The organism is Ekhidna sp. (assembly GCF_965212185.1).
Classification (GTDB): Bacteria; Bacteroidota; Bacteroidia; order Cytophagales; family Cyclobacteriaceae; genus Ekhidna.
This window is the reverse complement of the sequence record NZ_OZ243102.1, coordinates 1,106,914-1,121,247: the sequence shown is the minus strand read 5'-3', so window position 1 is coordinate 1,121,247 and position 14,334 is coordinate 1,106,914. Positions and strand designations below refer to the sequence as shown.

General features: G+C 38.2%; 16 protein-coding genes. 1 reads left to right on the top strand and 15 read right to left on the bottom strand.

Annotated features, from left to right (window positions below; all coding sequences use genetic code 11):
• Positions 1–113: 113 nt before the first annotated feature.
• The 15 genes from gldC to ACOMC3_RS04820 all read right to left on the bottom strand — a co-directional run bounded on the left by gldC (position 114) and on the right by ACOMC3_RS04820 (position 13,579).
• Entirely contained in the window at positions 114–443 is a 330-nt protein-coding gene (gene gldC, locus ACOMC3_RS04890) for a gliding motility protein GldC (RefSeq protein ID WP_420318413.1), read from the bottom strand.
• Between the two features lie 32 nt (positions 444–475).
• Positions 476–1,279: a M48 family metalloprotease gene (locus tag ACOMC3_RS04885; RefSeq protein WP_420318412.1), complete on the bottom strand. Its 804-nt coding sequence runs from the start codon at positions 1,277–1,279 to the stop codon at positions 476–478.
• Entirely contained in the window at positions 1,276–2,202 is a 927-nt protein-coding gene (locus ACOMC3_RS04880) for a bifunctional riboflavin kinase/FAD synthetase (protein WP_420318411.1), read from the bottom strand. The genes ACOMC3_RS04885 and ACOMC3_RS04880 overlap by 4 nt, the downstream gene beginning before the upstream one ends.
• Complete coding sequence (gene truB / locus ACOMC3_RS04875; RefSeq protein ID WP_420318410.1) at positions 2,189–2,863, bottom strand: tRNA pseudouridine(55) synthase TruB; 675 nt, start codon at positions 2,861–2,863, stop codon at positions 2,189–2,191. The genes ACOMC3_RS04880 and truB overlap by 14 nt, the downstream gene beginning before the upstream one ends.
• 1 nt (position 2,864) lies before the next feature.
• Positions 2,865–3,650, bottom strand: coding sequence for an undecaprenyl-diphosphate phosphatase (locus tag ACOMC3_RS04870; protein WP_420318409.1), 786 nt, complete (start codon positions 3,648–3,650; stop codon positions 2,865–2,867).
• Positions 3,647–3,871: a DUF3098 domain-containing protein gene (locus tag ACOMC3_RS04865; RefSeq protein ID WP_420318408.1), complete on the bottom strand. Its 225-nt coding sequence runs from the start codon at positions 3,869–3,871 to the stop codon at positions 3,647–3,649. The genes ACOMC3_RS04870 and ACOMC3_RS04865 overlap by 4 nt, the downstream gene beginning before the upstream one ends.
• A gap of 2 nt (positions 3,872–3,873) precedes the next feature.
• On the bottom strand, positions 3,874–4,764 hold the full coding sequence (locus tag ACOMC3_RS04860) for a cell division protein FtsX (protein WP_420318407.1): 891 nt from the start codon (positions 4,762–4,764) through the stop codon (positions 3,874–3,876).
• Positions 4,765–4,804: 40 nt separating this feature from the next.
• Positions 4,805–5,716 (bottom strand): hypothetical protein, encoded by a 912-nt coding sequence (locus ACOMC3_RS04855; RefSeq protein ID WP_420318406.1) that lies wholly within the window; start codon positions 5,714–5,716, stop codon positions 4,805–4,807.
• A 2-nt stretch (positions 5,717–5,718) separates the two neighbouring features.
• Positions 5,719–6,258 (bottom strand): RNA polymerase sigma factor, encoded by a 540-nt coding sequence (locus ACOMC3_RS04850; protein WP_420318405.1) that lies wholly within the window; start codon positions 6,256–6,258, stop codon positions 5,719–5,721.
• A gap of 92 nt (positions 6,259–6,350) precedes the next feature.
• The gene (gene pdeM / locus ACOMC3_RS04845; protein ID WP_420318404.1) at positions 6,351–6,971 is read right to left on the bottom strand and encodes a ligase-associated DNA damage response endonuclease PdeM; all 621 of its coding nucleotides are present in this window, start codon (positions 6,969–6,971) and stop codon (positions 6,351–6,353) included.
• A gap of 1 nt (position 6,972) precedes the next feature.
• Complete coding sequence (locus tag ACOMC3_RS04840) at positions 6,973–7,407, bottom strand: DUF2147 domain-containing protein (protein ID WP_420318403.1); 435 nt, start codon at positions 7,405–7,407, stop codon at positions 6,973–6,975.
• 41 nt (positions 7,408–7,448) lie between these two features.
• Positions 7,449–9,908, bottom strand: a complete 2,460-nt coding sequence (locus ACOMC3_RS04835) for a ligase-associated DNA damage response DEXH box helicase (protein WP_420318402.1) — start codon at positions 9,906–9,908, stop codon at positions 7,449–7,451.
• Between the two features lie 77 nt (positions 9,909–9,985).
• Complete coding sequence (locus ACOMC3_RS04830) at positions 9,986–12,415, bottom strand: sodium-translocating pyrophosphatase (RefSeq protein WP_420318401.1); 2,430 nt, start codon at positions 12,413–12,415, stop codon at positions 9,986–9,988.
• A gap of 98 nt (positions 12,416–12,513) precedes the next feature.
• Complete coding sequence (gene folE, locus ACOMC3_RS04825; RefSeq protein ID WP_420318400.1) at positions 12,514–13,206, bottom strand: GTP cyclohydrolase I FolE; 693 nt, start codon at positions 13,204–13,206, stop codon at positions 12,514–12,516.
• Positions 13,169–13,579 (bottom strand): 6-pyruvoyl trahydropterin synthase family protein, encoded by a 411-nt coding sequence (locus tag ACOMC3_RS04820; protein ID WP_420318399.1) that lies wholly within the window; start codon positions 13,577–13,579, stop codon positions 13,169–13,171. Before ACOMC3_RS04820 ends, folE begins: the two co-directional genes overlap by 38 nt.
• 101 nt (positions 13,580–13,680) lie before the next feature.
• On the opposite strand from ACOMC3_RS04820, the gene ACOMC3_RS04815 reads away from it, so the two are divergent.
• Positions 13,681–14,334 (top strand): phosphoadenylyl-sulfate reductase, encoded by a 654-nt coding sequence (locus tag ACOMC3_RS04815; protein ID WP_420318398.1) that lies wholly within the window; start codon positions 13,681–13,683, stop codon positions 14,332–14,334.

Sequence of the window (14,334 nt, the reverse complement as noted above, 5' to 3'; positions counted from 1 at the left end):
AAATTAACCATAAATATCAGCTAATTGTAATAAGTATGCATTACAATTCGAATTTTATTGTGCATGCATAATATTAATGATTTTTGGTGAATTGGTTGGTTTAGTGACCAGGCTTATCCTTCATTCTTTACATGTTCAACCAAATGATCACATAATGACGTTATCTGTTGATTCATGTATTCATCTCCTGTAGCATTGAGAACGCTTTGTGCCAAACCTCCTAAGCAATCAATATAGAAGTGCTTCATTTCATTCAGAGGCATATCTTTTGCCCACAAATCAATGCGCATGGTATTTTTATTTTCATGATCCCAAAGTGACAAACTAATTGATTTTGTCTCTGTCAGGCCAGGTTGTTCCTTCTCGTCTGCATCCCACATTATTTTTTCGGGAATATTTTCTTTATCTAATTCAACTACGAATTTGATCTCTGATTTTTTCATCTGGTTAAGATTTCTGTTTACTAAAATGTATGTTATGGTATAGAATTTCTGAATGATCTATACCTTAAGGAAGACTCATCGTCTACAATAGCATCACAGCCATTAGTAGATGTTATATTTTCAATGTCATCAACTCGTTCTTGCGTTAATCTGTGTGCGTTAATCAAAGCTGCTTGCTGACTTGGCTGTACATTAAGAACCCTGGAAAAAAACAATCCATTTGATTGGCATGATTGTGTTGTCTCGGATAAAATCGTGATTGCAAGTGTATCTGACTGTAATTCATGTGCTCTGGACAGAATGATATAATTGTTATTAAGGTCCAAATCTTCTACTATTTGTCTGATTGACTCTTCATCCCCTGACTCGGCGATTGATTTAAGTCCGTTTACACCGTATTTAAAAAACAATCGTTCTGTGATGTGTGATAGATTAATATGAGCAACAAAATGGGCAATAAGTCCAGTGAATTGATCTTCATTATCCAGATAAAATATCATTCCAGTACTGATATATAAATAGCCTCCTGGATGGGCGAAAGCATGCCTTGTATCACTTTCAAATATTCGAATGGTCCATTGAAAATCTTCCCCTTTTGAAATTGCTGATGTAGAAATTACTTCTTGTAGTCTGGAATTAACATAGCCATATGGAATGGTATTTCCTTCCTCGGGGATAATAGAATAACCAGGATCGTTTTCAATAAATTGCGCGATTTTATCTCCCAAAAGGATTTCATCGGACTCAGTAAAATCAATCAACTCGTCTGTTTTCTGACATGAAGAAATTGTCAGAATAATAAATACTGTCGATATGATTAAATGACCAACTTTCATTTTAAAATTTTCAATGCTGCTTCTTTATCTTTCAGCAGTTGATTTTTTAGTTCATGAATATCAGCAAATTTCATCTCTTTTCTCAAAGATCTCACAAACTCAACGCTGATTTCCTTACCGTAGATATCTTCATCGAAATTAAAAAGGTGTGCTTCAATTGTTCTTTTTGTTCCATCTACTGTTGGTTTGAAGCCGATATTTAACATACCTTCAAAACATCTATCTGCTATTGCTACCCTAACCGCATAAGCTCCATCGGCTGGTAATAACTTATAAGATTCCTGTATTTTAATATTGGCAGTGGGAAAGCCAATGGATCGGCCTTTCTTTTTTCCATCGATTACCTTACCTGTAATTGAATAATGTCTACCTAATAGTGAATTAGCTAAATGAATCTCTCCGCTTTCAAGGGTATTTCGAATTTTAGTAGAGCTGATTCCAATATGATCTATTTCCTGCTTAGAGATTTCATGAACATCAAATCCATAGTCTTCAGCATTTGCATGCAAAAAATGAATATTGCCCTCTCTATTATTACCAAAATGATGATCATGTCCAATGAATAATTTCCTGGTACATACCTTATCCACCAATATTTGACTTACAAATTCATCAGCACTCAGATTTGAAAATTCAGGTGTGAAAGCAATCTTCAAGATGTAGTCAACCCCAAGATCTCTAACCAAACCAACTTTTTCATCGAATGTCGTTAATAGCTTTAGCTTATCAGCATCTTTATTGAGAATGAATCGTGGATGGGGCCAGAAGGTTATTAAAACACTTTGTCCATTATGCTCTTTTGCTTCTTTAACTAATCGCTTTAAGATGGTTTGATGGCCGATGTGCACACCGTCAAACGTACCGATAGTTACAACCGCAAACGCAGGTTTCTCAAAATCTTCTATATGATCAACTACCTTCATTATGTTGACTGACGAATTCGTTTAAATCCATTGCATCAGATAACTGATAATCACCCACCGCAGTTCGAACCAATTTCTTCAAGTATGCACCTACGCCTACAAGTTGACCAAAATCATGTGCCAGACTCCTGATATATGTTCCTTTGGAACAACTCACTTTAAACTTAACTTCTGGAAGATTCGAACCATCAATTTCGAACTCATGAATAATGAGTGAGCGGGGTTCAAGCTTCACTTCCTTATTCTTTCTGGCTTTTTTATATGCCCTTTCCCCTCCTACTTTAATTGCAGAATGAGCTGGTGGAATTTGCTCGATAGGTCCGGTTAATTTTTTCCTGGCCCCTTCTAACATTTCTTGGTTTACAGAAGTCCAGTCTTTCTCACTATCGAACTCAGTTTCCAAATCATATGAAGGTGTTGTTTTACCTAATTCAATGATACCCTCATAGGTTTTATCTAACCCTTGAAGCTCATTTAGCTTCTTGGTAAACTTTCCTGTACCTATAATTAATAAGCCCGTGGCTAGTGGATCCAAGGTTCCTGCATGGCCAATCTTCTTTACTTTAAGTGCATATCGAAGCTTTTTAACCACATCGAAAGAAGACCAATCAACTGGTTTGTTGATTAATAGCAAACGGCCTTCTTCGTAGCTATTTTCCATATTATGCTGCTATGATCGCAATTAAACCCACAATAAAGCAATAGATGGCAAAGTAGGTAAGCTTACCCCTTCTTACAATCTTAATCATCCATTTGCATGCGATAAATCCTGATATAAAAGAAGCTAAAAAACCAATGATGAGGCTTAACGAGCTAATTGAGTGAGCAGACGAATTTTCCGCATAATCCAGTATTTCCAACAAGCTTGCACCAAGGATAGGTATCAAAACCATTAAAAATGAGAATCTTGCAGCTTTCGATCGTTCAACCCCTAAAAGAAGAGCTGTTGCTATGGTAGATCCTGATCTGGAAATACCCGGAAGTACTGCAAATGCTTGAGCAATACCAATGATTATGGCTCCTACAAAACCAACAGATTGAGTGCCATCCTTTTTGAAATGAGCAAAAAGTAATAATGCGCCAGTTATCAGAAGCATCGATCCAACCAACACTAAATTTCCAATGAACAATGCTTCAATTTGATCTTTGAAAAAGACAGCCACCACAAATACAGGTATCATTGATACCATAATTTTAGAGGCAAATCGTGTGGATTCGTTCCACTCGAATTTAAAAATATCCTTAAGTAGAATTAGAATATCATTTTTAAAAACAGCAATTGTGGCAAGTGCTGTAGCTAAGTGGACAGTGACTGCAAATAGCAAATTGTCTGAACTCTGAGCATCCAATAAGACAGAACCGATCTCAAGATGGCCACTACTACTGACTGGCAAAAATTCCGTAAGTCCCTGAATAATGCCCAGAATGAGGGCTTCAATCCAACTCATTCAGAATCAGAGTTTGTCTTTGGCTTATAAAATATTGCTACAAACTGGATAATAAAACCAAGCATAACAACAATGGGTCCTAGCGTTAGTCCAAGAAAACCAAACCCATAAGGTTCGGTATCCATTGTCATGATAATGAATCCCAATGCGAGGATTACAACTCCGATAATCATTATTACATAGTTAGCTTTAGCAAAAGCAAGTTTTCTTTTCTCTGACATTTTTAATAGAGTTCGTCTAATGACATTTTTAAATATTTCTTAATTGCTCTCAATGAGCTCAGATATCCTACGATAATTCCCATAGTAAGGATGAAAATAAATAGCATTAGGAAACCATTCACATCCTGCAGTTCCTCCAACCCTTCAATAATGCTATTCATATATTCTGTAAAACCATAGATTATTCCACAAGCTAAAACACCGGCAAAAAAACCATAAATCATGGATCTATATAAAAAAGGACGCTGAATGAAAGAGCTGGTGGCTCCTACAAGCTGCATACTTCTTATTAAAAAACGTTGTGAAAATAGTGCCAGTTTAATTGTATTGTTGATCAAGATTATTACAACGATCATTGCAAAAATGGCTACACCCAATAAAATAAATCCGATTTTAGTTAAATTCTGATTAATGCTCTCTATGAGACTCTCTTCATATTCCACCTCAAAAACTCCGCGCATTCTTTCTATCTCGGATTTAATGATGTTAAGACTATCCAGTGACTGATATTCACCTTTGATTTTCATTGTGAATAAATCTCTAAGAGGGTTGTCACCCAGGAATTCTTTAAAATCCTCACCTGTAGCTTCAACAAATTGTTGGGCTGCTTCCTCTTTCGTAATTAAAGTGATTTGAGCTCCATCTTTAACCAAAATATATGGTTTTGCAGCAATCGTAGTTCTAATCTTTGTTATATCAGATTGAGATATATTCTTATTTAGATAAACCTGTACCTCTATGTTTTCCTGAATACGAGTTCCAAGTCTGGTGCTATGCAGCAATAGCCAACCAAAAAGCCCTAAAACCAACAATGCCACTGTGATACTAAAGACCACACTGGCAAAGGGATAACTACCAAGTTTTCGTTTTTTTCTGGTTTTCTTATCTTCCATTAAGCCACGAATTTAGGCAAAATGGAGATGCTTTGGAACATTACTTGTTTTCTCTGATCAGCTTTAGTTCTTTAATGACATCCTGATCTTTTACAGCAGGCAATTCTATCAATTTATCAGTGGTTCCAACTTGATAATATGTTCCTAAGTAGTAGACATAAATTCTTCTACCAGATGCACTGTTGATCTCCAGTATTTCATAAGGTGCTTTATCAAAATCACCGTTCAAGAAAAGCTTACCATCAAAGTATTTGTATTTAATGATATTGCTTCTGCTATTTTGAGTTTCGACATCAATCGGCTCTTCCGATTCGGCCGTTTCAACAGTCTCTGGTAATTCATCAAGATTTGAAGCTTTGAATTTTGTTTCTTCTTCTATGTCATCAACCTGAGGTGCATCTACTGATGGCTTGAAGACATCACCATTTTCCTTGGCAACCTGAACTTCTTCCTGATCAGGACTTGAAACTTCAACTAATTGCGTATTATCTATATTTTTACTATCCGTTGTTTGAGGTTTCAGTTCAGGCTTTTCTAGTGAATTTTCAGCATTGACAGCCTCATCCTGTCCAAGTTCCCATACATATTCTTCAGATGCGGGTGTGGGTGCTGAAATCTCAATTGGGTTTGAATTGGTGATCGATTCATCTCGTTCGCCAAGAAAGTAAATACCTGTCCCAATTACTGAAGCTACGATGACACCCCCCATTGATTTCATCAATGCGGATTGACCAATAAATTCGACCCAGGTAGGCCCAACATTGATTGCATCCATTCTGGATTTAAGCTCAAGCTTTCGGTGCCCTTTCAGCCCATTTATAATATCAGCCTGGAGGTCACTTTCTGCCTTAAGGGAGGGATCAGAATTTAATTGCTTCTCAAAGCTTGCCAATTCGGACTCACTCATTTGTCCTAAATGGTACTTTTCTATTTGCTCTTGTAGGTTTGTCATGTCTAATCAAAAAAGTCTTCAGTGGTGTATTTGCTCTTTATTAAACTATCTAATTTCTTTTTACACTTATATTTCTTCGTTTTTGCCGTATCTGTATTGGCAAAACTCATTTTTTCTGCGATTTCTGGCATTCCCATCCCATCAAAATAGTGATAGGTTAACACTTTTTTACATACATCTCCTAACTGAGCGATGCACTCCATCACAATTTTTAGACGCTCTTTCTCGTCATGCGTTTGAAACTCCTCTCTATCAACTTCCTCAGAACTCAAACGGCTCTTTCTATCCAATTCCTTTCTCCACTGATTAAGACAAATGCTATACAGATAGGTGCTGATTTTGGATGTCAAAACCAACTTCCCACTGGCAGCTTTCTGCCAAAAAGCGAGTAAGGCCTCTTGGTATACGTCTTTCGCCTCATCCTCCGTCCCATTATTGCTAAGCACAATCTTGGTCATCATTCTATAATATTTCTTATAGAGATGATCAAGCATACGCTCATCACCGAGACTTATTTTTTCCAGTATCTCACTGTCCTTCATACACCAAGTCAGTTTTTAATACGATTTATTCTCATTAAGTAACCCCTCCATTAACATAAAGGGCTTTATATAGCTGTAAAATACGATAAAACTCACGTTAATTCAATTACCTGACCTTCTGCAATTCCATATACCTTGTCGGTCTTCTTTGGGCGTATTTTCTTAATGCCTGTAAATTGGCCAAAGGCAGGTAAAAAGGCATGATCATGCGTGAAACAAAAGCAGGGTAATGTGATACTTTGTCTTGCTCTCCCACGGATAGAAACTCCAGGATGAATGTGCCCTGAAAGGTTATAAAATTTGGTAGCATCTTTTATGTGAGTGAATGAAAATGGATCTAAATCCAATTGTCTTGTAATACCTAAAGAAGGCGGATATTCAGATAAGATATCATGGTTCCCTTCCACCAGTGTAAATTCAACAAAATCATAAACCCTTAAGAAGTTTAAAAAATCATTCCACTCATTATTCTCAAGACTGTGAAATAAATCACCCAGCAAAAGCACTTTCTTTGGTTGAAGACTCTTGATAAGTGATTCCAATATTTGTAAATCATTCAGGTGAACCTTTCTTGATACTGGTATTCCATGCTTACGAAAATGGCCAGCTTTGCCAAGGTGAAGATCAGAGAGAATTAACATTTCCTTTTTATGCCAGAAAATGGCTCTTTCTGGAAGTAGTGTAAGAATCTCACCTACTATTTCGATCTGCATATTAGTCTTCTGTATAAGGGAGCCAGGTTTGAGTTCGATAGAAAAACAACAAGTACCCTCTTACCTTAAGTGTCCCATCTTCTATCCATAGTTTGCAATCATAAATATTGCCATTCTCTGGATCAAGTATTTCTCCTTTACGGTATTCATTGTCACCCTTATCATATTTCATATCAGATATGATCTCCATACCAATGATTTTCTCTCCCTTTCTATCATCTTCACATTCTTCACAAATTGGATCAGGATCTTCTCCTGGATCTCTGAATAGCTGTATTATCTTGCCATAAAACCTTCCATTGTTCTCATAAATCTCAACTACAGATCTTGGTTTACCAGTTTCGTCATCGATGGTTTTCCACTTCCCTACTATTGAGGATTGAGCATCGACACAAAAGGCAATTAATATGAATACTATTGTTAGAATATTTTTCACGTTCTTCTTGATTTAATTATTAGTCGTTCGTAAAAGTAAAGCTAATTGAAGGCTCGCTCAAGCTCCATCTGCATTTTCAAAATTCGATCAGTTACTTCTTCGTTGCTCAACTTTTGCCTACGAATCAAACTTACCAAAATCGGAAAAGCGAAAGGAGTCGGTTTCTGAACATTTTTTAAAACAATTTTCTGCTTACTTATTCTTCTCATTGCTTCCATAAACCTCGATTGATCCAACTGAAGGTTCATAACTTCATCAATGGATTGTTTAATCAACAGATTATTTTCATCGTACGTGGCAAAAACTTTGTAAAGAATACCAGATGATGCTTGTAAATGTCTTGCCCTAATTGTTTTTCCCGGGTATCCCTGAAAAATCAAACCTGCTATGGTAGCAACATCTCTGAAAGTTCGCTGCGCCATTTCTGTCATATTGATGGAGTGATTCAAGTCCTCAAATAGATTCTCCTCAGAAAATAAATCCAACTCCAAGGCTTCTTCGATCGCTACTTCCTGATCTGAAAGAAGCTCGAATCCGTAATCATTCATCGAGATAGAAAAAGTGATTTTTTGATTTTTACTCAAACGGTAGGCAATCAATCCACCCAATACTTCATGAACAAACATTCCTTCGAAGGTGAAAAAGAATAAATGGTGCCCATATTCAGTCTCTACTCTTTCAATAAGCAGCGTATCAATTCCAGGAATAATTGACATTTTACTTTGTAAGTCAAGAATAGGTTTAATTTTCAACAACTCATCAGACTCATACTTATTCTCTATTGCAGCTTGTAGCTTGATCCTTATCTGATCAGATAACAATGAAGATAATGGCAACCTACCTCCACCCCAAGCAGGCGTCTTTCCAGACTTCTTTTTGGACTTTTTCACCAATACTGACATGTCCTTGATTCTTATGAATTCAAGATTCTGTCCGGCAAACCAGAAAGCATCTCCGGGATTTAATTTAGATGCAAAACTTTCCTCAACGGTACCGAGGTGTCCTCCGGTTAAAAACTTCACATTCATTGCAGGATCACCTACAATTGTTCCAATCGATAATTTATGTCGAAGAGCCGCTTTATTATTGATTATTCTAAATACACCATCATCATTATAGACTCGAGCAAACTCATCATATTCTCCAAGTGAACTACCACCGGTTGTTATGAATTCAATTGTCCAATTCCACTCATCACCAGATAGATGCCTGAAACAATAGGTTTGTTTTACTTCTTCAAGAATCTCCAATGATTTAAATCCACCGCCAACAGCTAGTGTAACCAGGTATTGAACCAATACATCCATGCACTTTTCAAGCGGCTTACGTTGTTCAAATTTTCCTTCTTTTACAGCGTCTCGAAGTGCCGCCCCTTCAATCAACTCTAATGAATGTGTAGGTACAAAATAGATTCTGCTGATCTCCCCTGGGCCATGCCCACTCCTACCTGCTCTTTGCTGAAACCTAGAAACTCCCTTGGGGCTGCCTATCTGTATTACTGTATCCACTGGACGAAAATCTACTCCAAGATCCAGGCTAGAAGTGCACACAACCAATTTTAACTTTCCCTCATGTAGCGCATCTTCAACCCATCCTCGAATGTTTAGATCCATCGATCCGTGATGCATTGCAATAATTCCTGCAAGATCAGGGGCTTCCTTCAAGATGGCTTGATACCACAACTCGGTTTGTGATCGAGTGTTGGTAAAAAGTAATGTGGTTTTGCTCTCACGAATGATAGGAATGACTTTATCAAGCAGCCTGGTTCCTAAATATCCGGACCAGGGAAATCTTTCAACCTCATCTGGTAGAATAGATTCAACAATGATTTCCTTCTCAATATCTGATTTAATGGTTACGGCCTCCCTCTTTAGATCTTCACCCAGCAAAACACGCTTTGCTTGTGGTAGATTGCCAATGGTGGCAGAAATTCCCCAAACCTTGAGTTGGTTAGCAGATATCTTTTTTAATCTGGAAATAGCCAGCTCTGTTGCTACACCCCGCTTTGTACCTATAAGTTCATGCCATTCATCTACGATTATGCTTCTTACATTTTTGAGATAATTTGGATAATCACTTTGCGACAATAAGACATGAAGACTTTCAGGAGTTATTACCAAAGCTTGTGGAGCTTTTTTCTTTTGCTTCTGCCTTTCAGATGTAGTGGTATCTCCTGTTCGTAAACCAACTGTCCAACGAATATCCAAATCATCACAAAAAGCTTGCATGGCATTTTGAATATCTTTTGCCAATGCCCGAAGAGGGGTAACCCAAAGCACCTGTAGCTCCGGGCGGACATCATGTTTTTCCTGATGTCTCAAGAACTCCAGGACACACGGTATCCATAGGGCATATGTTTTACCTGATCCTGTAGGTGCATTTAAAAGGCCGCTTTTGCCATCTAAAAATGCTTTCCATGCCTTTCGTTGAAATTCAAACGAATTCCATTCTTTGGACGAAAACCACTCCTCAGCAATTTGAAATAGCTCTTTATCTGACACAGTCCGAAGTTAAGTAAAGGCACAAAAAAACCCTGTCTTTATAAAGACAGGGTTCAAAATATTGTTTTGAAGTTTAGTTACTTCATTGCATCTATCTGCTCCATCACAGATGCTTTCGCACCTACTAGCGTGTCAACTTTTGTGATTACCTCACCGTTCTCGATAATTGTATAGTTAACAATTGCCTGCACCTGACCATCTTCCAAAGAGGTCATTTCAACTTTGAACTCTTTGCTTACATCAGCTGACATCTCCATATTGCCATTTTTCGTCTCAATTTCTTTAACGAATTGATTACCATCCTTATCAACCTTAACAATTACGTTCGCTTCTTCAGTATTGCCATGGCTTCCTGATCCATATACTTCACCTAAGATAGGAGCGATAACAAGACCAACAAGACATGTCAATTTGATCAAGATGTTCATGGACGGACCAGAAGTATCTTTGAATGGATCTCCTACTGTATCACCAGTAACTGCAGCTTTATGAGCTTCAGAGCCTTTATAGGTCATTTCACCATCTATCATTACACCTGCTTCAAATGATTTTTTCGCATTGTCCCATGCACCACCTGCATTGTTTTGGAAGATTGCCCAAAGCACACCTGATACTGCAACACCTGCCATGTAGCTACCCAGTGCCTCCGGTCCCATCAAGAAACCAATAAGGATTGGCGCAATAATCGTAATTGCACCCGGAAGCATCATTTCTCTCAAAGCCGCTTGGGTAGAAATATCTACACATTTGCCATACTCAGGCTTGCCAGTTCCTTCCATAATACCTGGAATTTCTTTGAACTGACGTCTTACTTCTTTCACCATTTCCATGGCTGCCTTACCTACCGATCTCATTGCAAGCGCGGAGAATACAACCGGAACCATACCTCCGATAAATAGAGCAGCAAGTACATCTGCTTTGAAGATGTTGATACCATCAATACCAGTGAAGGTTACATATGCAGCGAAAAGTGCCAAAGCGGTTAACGCAGCAGACGCAATCGCAAATCCTTTACCGATTGCAGCAGTAGTGTTACCTACTGAGTCAAGAATGTCAGTTTTTTCTCTTACATCATCAGGAAGCTCACTCATTTCAGCAATACCACCAGCATTGTCAGCAATTGGGCCAAAAGCGTCAATAGCTAATTGCATTGCTGTGGTAGCCATCATAGCGGACGCTGCAATTCCAACACCATAGAATCCAGCTAGCTCATACGCTCCCCAGATCGCTCCAGCAAAAAGAAGGATTGGAGCGAATGTTGAAATCATCCCAGTAGAAAGACCAGCAATGATATTAGTTGCCGCACCTGTAGCTGAGTTTTGTACGATATCCAAAACAGGTTTTTTACCAAGACCTGTATAATATTCTGTAAAATAAGAGATGAGACCTCCTACTGCTAAACCTACCAATACAGCACCAAAGACATTGTCTGATGTTACAGTCAGTTTACCTTCCCCGAAAAAAACCATGGTCATTTCTGCTGGAAGAATTAGATCAATCAAGAAATAACAAGCCACAGCGGTAAGAACGATAGATCCCCAATTTCCTTTATTCAGCGCTGCTTGAACCTGAGATTCTTTAGCGTCATTACTTGATACTTTGATAAGCATCATTCCAAAAATAGAAAATACAATTCCAAAACCTGCTATTACCAACGGAAGAAGGATTGGTCCGATACCACTAAACTCATCTGTGATAGAACCACCCATGTCACGAATGACATAGTTTCCAAGAACCATTGAAGCCAATACAGTTGCTACGTATGAACCGAAAAGATCGGCTCCCATTCCTGCTACATCACCTACATTATCTCCTACATTGTCAGCAATTGTAGCTGGATTTCTAGGGTCGTCTTCAGGGATACCTGCTTCAACTTTACCTACCAGATCAGCTCCAACGTCAGCAGCTTTCGTATAGATACCTCCTCCTACTCTTGCGAAAAGTGCAATTGACTCAGCACCAAGTGAGAAACCTGCCAGTGCTTCAAGCACAACGGTCATATCGTTTACTCCATTAGCAGTCCATTCACCACCCATGAAGAATTGAAATAAAAAGATGAAAAGAACACTTAGTCCAAATACTGCTAGACCTGCAACACCAAGACCCATTACTGTACCACCAGTAAATGAAACTTTCAATGCCTGTGGAAGGCTAGTCCTTGCAGCTTGAGTTGTTCTTACATTGGCAGCAGTTGCAATTCGCATACCTATATTACCTGCCCACGCTGAGAAGAACGCTCCTATTACAAATGCCACAATGATGAACCAGTGTGTGGTCTCAACCATCATTGAAATAACACCAAGAAGAATTCCCGCGATTACGACGAAAATGGCAAGTATTCTGTATTCAGCACTAAGAAATGCCAATGCCCCCTCTCTGATGTAGTTTGCAAGTGTTTGCATCTTCTCATCACCAGCATCCTGCTTGTATACCCAGCGGGATTTAATGATCATCACAAGAAGCCCCAGAAGCCCAAGGGCAGGCACTAAATAGATTAATTTATCCATGATTTTTTATATGGTTTTCAAAAACAGTGCGCAAAGATATGTCAACTAGTTTTTATACGAAACCATTCATGGAACTTTAGGGAGTAGAAAGGCTAGTCCTAATCTTTAGTATTGGAATTGACGTAATTCAAAAACTCTGTTTTGATATTCTGATCCTTGAATTTACCAGTGAAATAAGCCGTTCCAGTCTGACTGTTGGTATCGTTTACTCCTCTTGATGAAACACACATATGTGATGCGTCCATAACAACTGCGATATCTTCAGTGTGTAGGATTGATTTCATCTCATTACCAATCTGTACCGTAAGACGCTCTTGAACTTGTGGTCGTTTTGCATAATACTGTACTATCCGATTGATCTTGGAAAGACCAATAACTTTTCCGTTCGGAAAATAGGCCACATGAGCTTTTCCATAAATAGGAACAAAATGATGCTCACAATGAGAATAGAAAGTAATGTCTTTTTCAACCAACATTTGGTCGTACTTATATTTATTCTCAAAAAGACGAACTTTAGGTTTGTTTTTTGGATTCAGACCAGAAAATACCTCCTGTACATACATTTTCGCCACTCTTCTTGGAGTTCCAGAAAGACTATCGTCCTCCAAGTCCAATCCTAAGACATGCATGATCTCTTTAAAATGCTTGGATATAAGTTCAATCTTTAATTCATCGTCCTGTTCAAACGCATCTGGTCGTAGTGGAGTATCGTAAGATGTTCCTACATGTTGTTCCGCGATATCATCATGCTCTTCAGCCTGGGTATTCGACGTAGTTTCTTTCTGTTTCATAAAGGGTAATTTTCATCTCGTACTCATCTTCTATCTCAGGCCGAAGCAAGTCATAGATTACTTTGACGATGTTTTCTGCTGTTGGGTTCAATTGCTTGAATTCAGTTACATCCAAATTCAAGTTTTTATGATCAAATCGGTTAAGCACTTGCTTTTTAACAAGATTGCTCAACTTTTTCATATCATATACATATCCTGTCTCAGGGTCAGGCTCGCCGGTTAGGCTTACAATCACCTCATAATTATGGCCATGCCAATTGGGATTATTGCATTTCCCAAATATGTCCTCATTCTTATCATCAGACCATTCAGGATTATAAAGTCTGTGAGCAGCATTGAAATGTTCTTTTCTATTAACAGTTACTCTTGGCATGGTGCAAAATTACTGGAACTGACAACAACAGCTTTTACAAAGATGTTTCGTGATGTTTGAATTTATTTTTTAGTGGGTTTGTTTTGCCACAAATTCATTCTATGGAAATTCATCTTATTCGAGAAAAAATTGAGGGATATCTACAAGACGGGAAAAAGCTTTTCACAACGTCTTCCTTTCAAACTCACAGTATCCCAATGCTTCACATTATCAGTGAAATAGACCGCTCAATTCCTGTTTATTTCATTAATACAGGATATTTATTTCCGGAAACTATCTCTTTTCGTGATGAAGTTGCAGATCGATTAGGGCTAAAAATCGTAGATCTCAAACCAAATACGCCCAAGTATATGCAACGAGAGTCAAATGGTAAATTACTGTTTACTACTGATCCTGATCATTGCTGCTATTTAAATAAAACACAGCCCATGGAGTCTGTTTTGGCGAGTCATGATGTTTGGATTAATGGAGTGAGAGGTGATCAAAGCGCTATCAGACAAGCTATGAAGATCGAACAGCCAGCTCCATTTGATTCCATTCGATTTCACCCTATGTTGGATTGGGATAAGCGAAGAATATTTTCGTATATCAAGGAGCATGATCTTCCTAAACATCCACTAGATGCACAGGGATATATCAGTATCGGATGTGAGCCATGTACCCGCAAAATGGATTTGGAAATGCAGGAAAGAGAAGCCCGATGGTTTGGCTTAAATAAAGTAGAGTGTGGATTACACACAGATTTAGTAAAGTAA

Coding starts and splice junctions, on each gene's coding strand:
- ACOMC3_RS04830 (WP_420318401.1), bottom strand. CDS start 12,415: ATGGATAAATTAATCTATTTAGTGCCTGCCCTTGGGCTTCTGGGGCTT.
- gldC (WP_420318413.1), bottom strand. CDS start 443: ATGAAAAAATCAGAGATCAAATTCGTAGTTGAATTAGATAAAGAAAAT.
- folE (WP_420318400.1), bottom strand. CDS start 13,206: ATGAAACAGAAAGAAACTACGTCGAATACCCAGGCTGAAGAGCATGAT.
- ACOMC3_RS04850 (WP_420318405.1), bottom strand. CDS start 6,258: ATGAAGGACAGTGAGATACTGGAAAAAATAAGTCTCGGTGATGAGCGT.
- ACOMC3_RS04880 (WP_420318411.1), bottom strand. CDS start 2,202: ATGAAGGTAGTTGATCATATAGAAGATTTTGAGAAACCTGCGTTTGCG.
- ACOMC3_RS04865 (WP_420318408.1), bottom strand. CDS start 3,871: ATGTCAGAGAAAAGAAAACTTGCTTTTGCTAAAGCTAACTATGTAATA.
- ACOMC3_RS04870 (WP_420318409.1), bottom strand. CDS start 3,650: ATGAGTTGGATTGAAGCCCTCATTCTGGGCATTATTCAGGGACTTACG.
- ACOMC3_RS04885 (WP_420318412.1), bottom strand. CDS start 1,279: ATGAAAGTTGGTCATTTAATCATATCGACAGTATTTATTATTCTGACA.
- ACOMC3_RS04820 (WP_420318399.1), bottom strand. CDS start 13,579: ATGCCAAGAGTAACTGTTAATAGAAAAGAACATTTCAATGCTGCTCAC.
- ACOMC3_RS04860 (WP_420318407.1), bottom strand. CDS start 4,764: ATGGAAGATAAGAAAACCAGAAAAAAACGAAAACTTGGTAGTTATCCC.
- ACOMC3_RS04855 (WP_420318406.1), bottom strand. CDS start 5,716: ATGACAAACCTACAAGAGCAAATAGAAAAGTACCATTTAGGACAAATG.
- ACOMC3_RS04815 (WP_420318398.1), top strand. CDS start 13,681: ATGGAAATTCATCTTATTCGAGAAAAAATTGAGGGATATCTACAAGAC.
- truB (WP_420318410.1), bottom strand. CDS start 2,863: ATGGAAAATAGCTACGAAGAAGGCCGTTTGCTATTAATCAACAAACCA.
- pdeM (WP_420318404.1), bottom strand. CDS start 6,971: ATGCAGATCGAAATAGTAGGTGAGATTCTTACACTACTTCCAGAAAGA.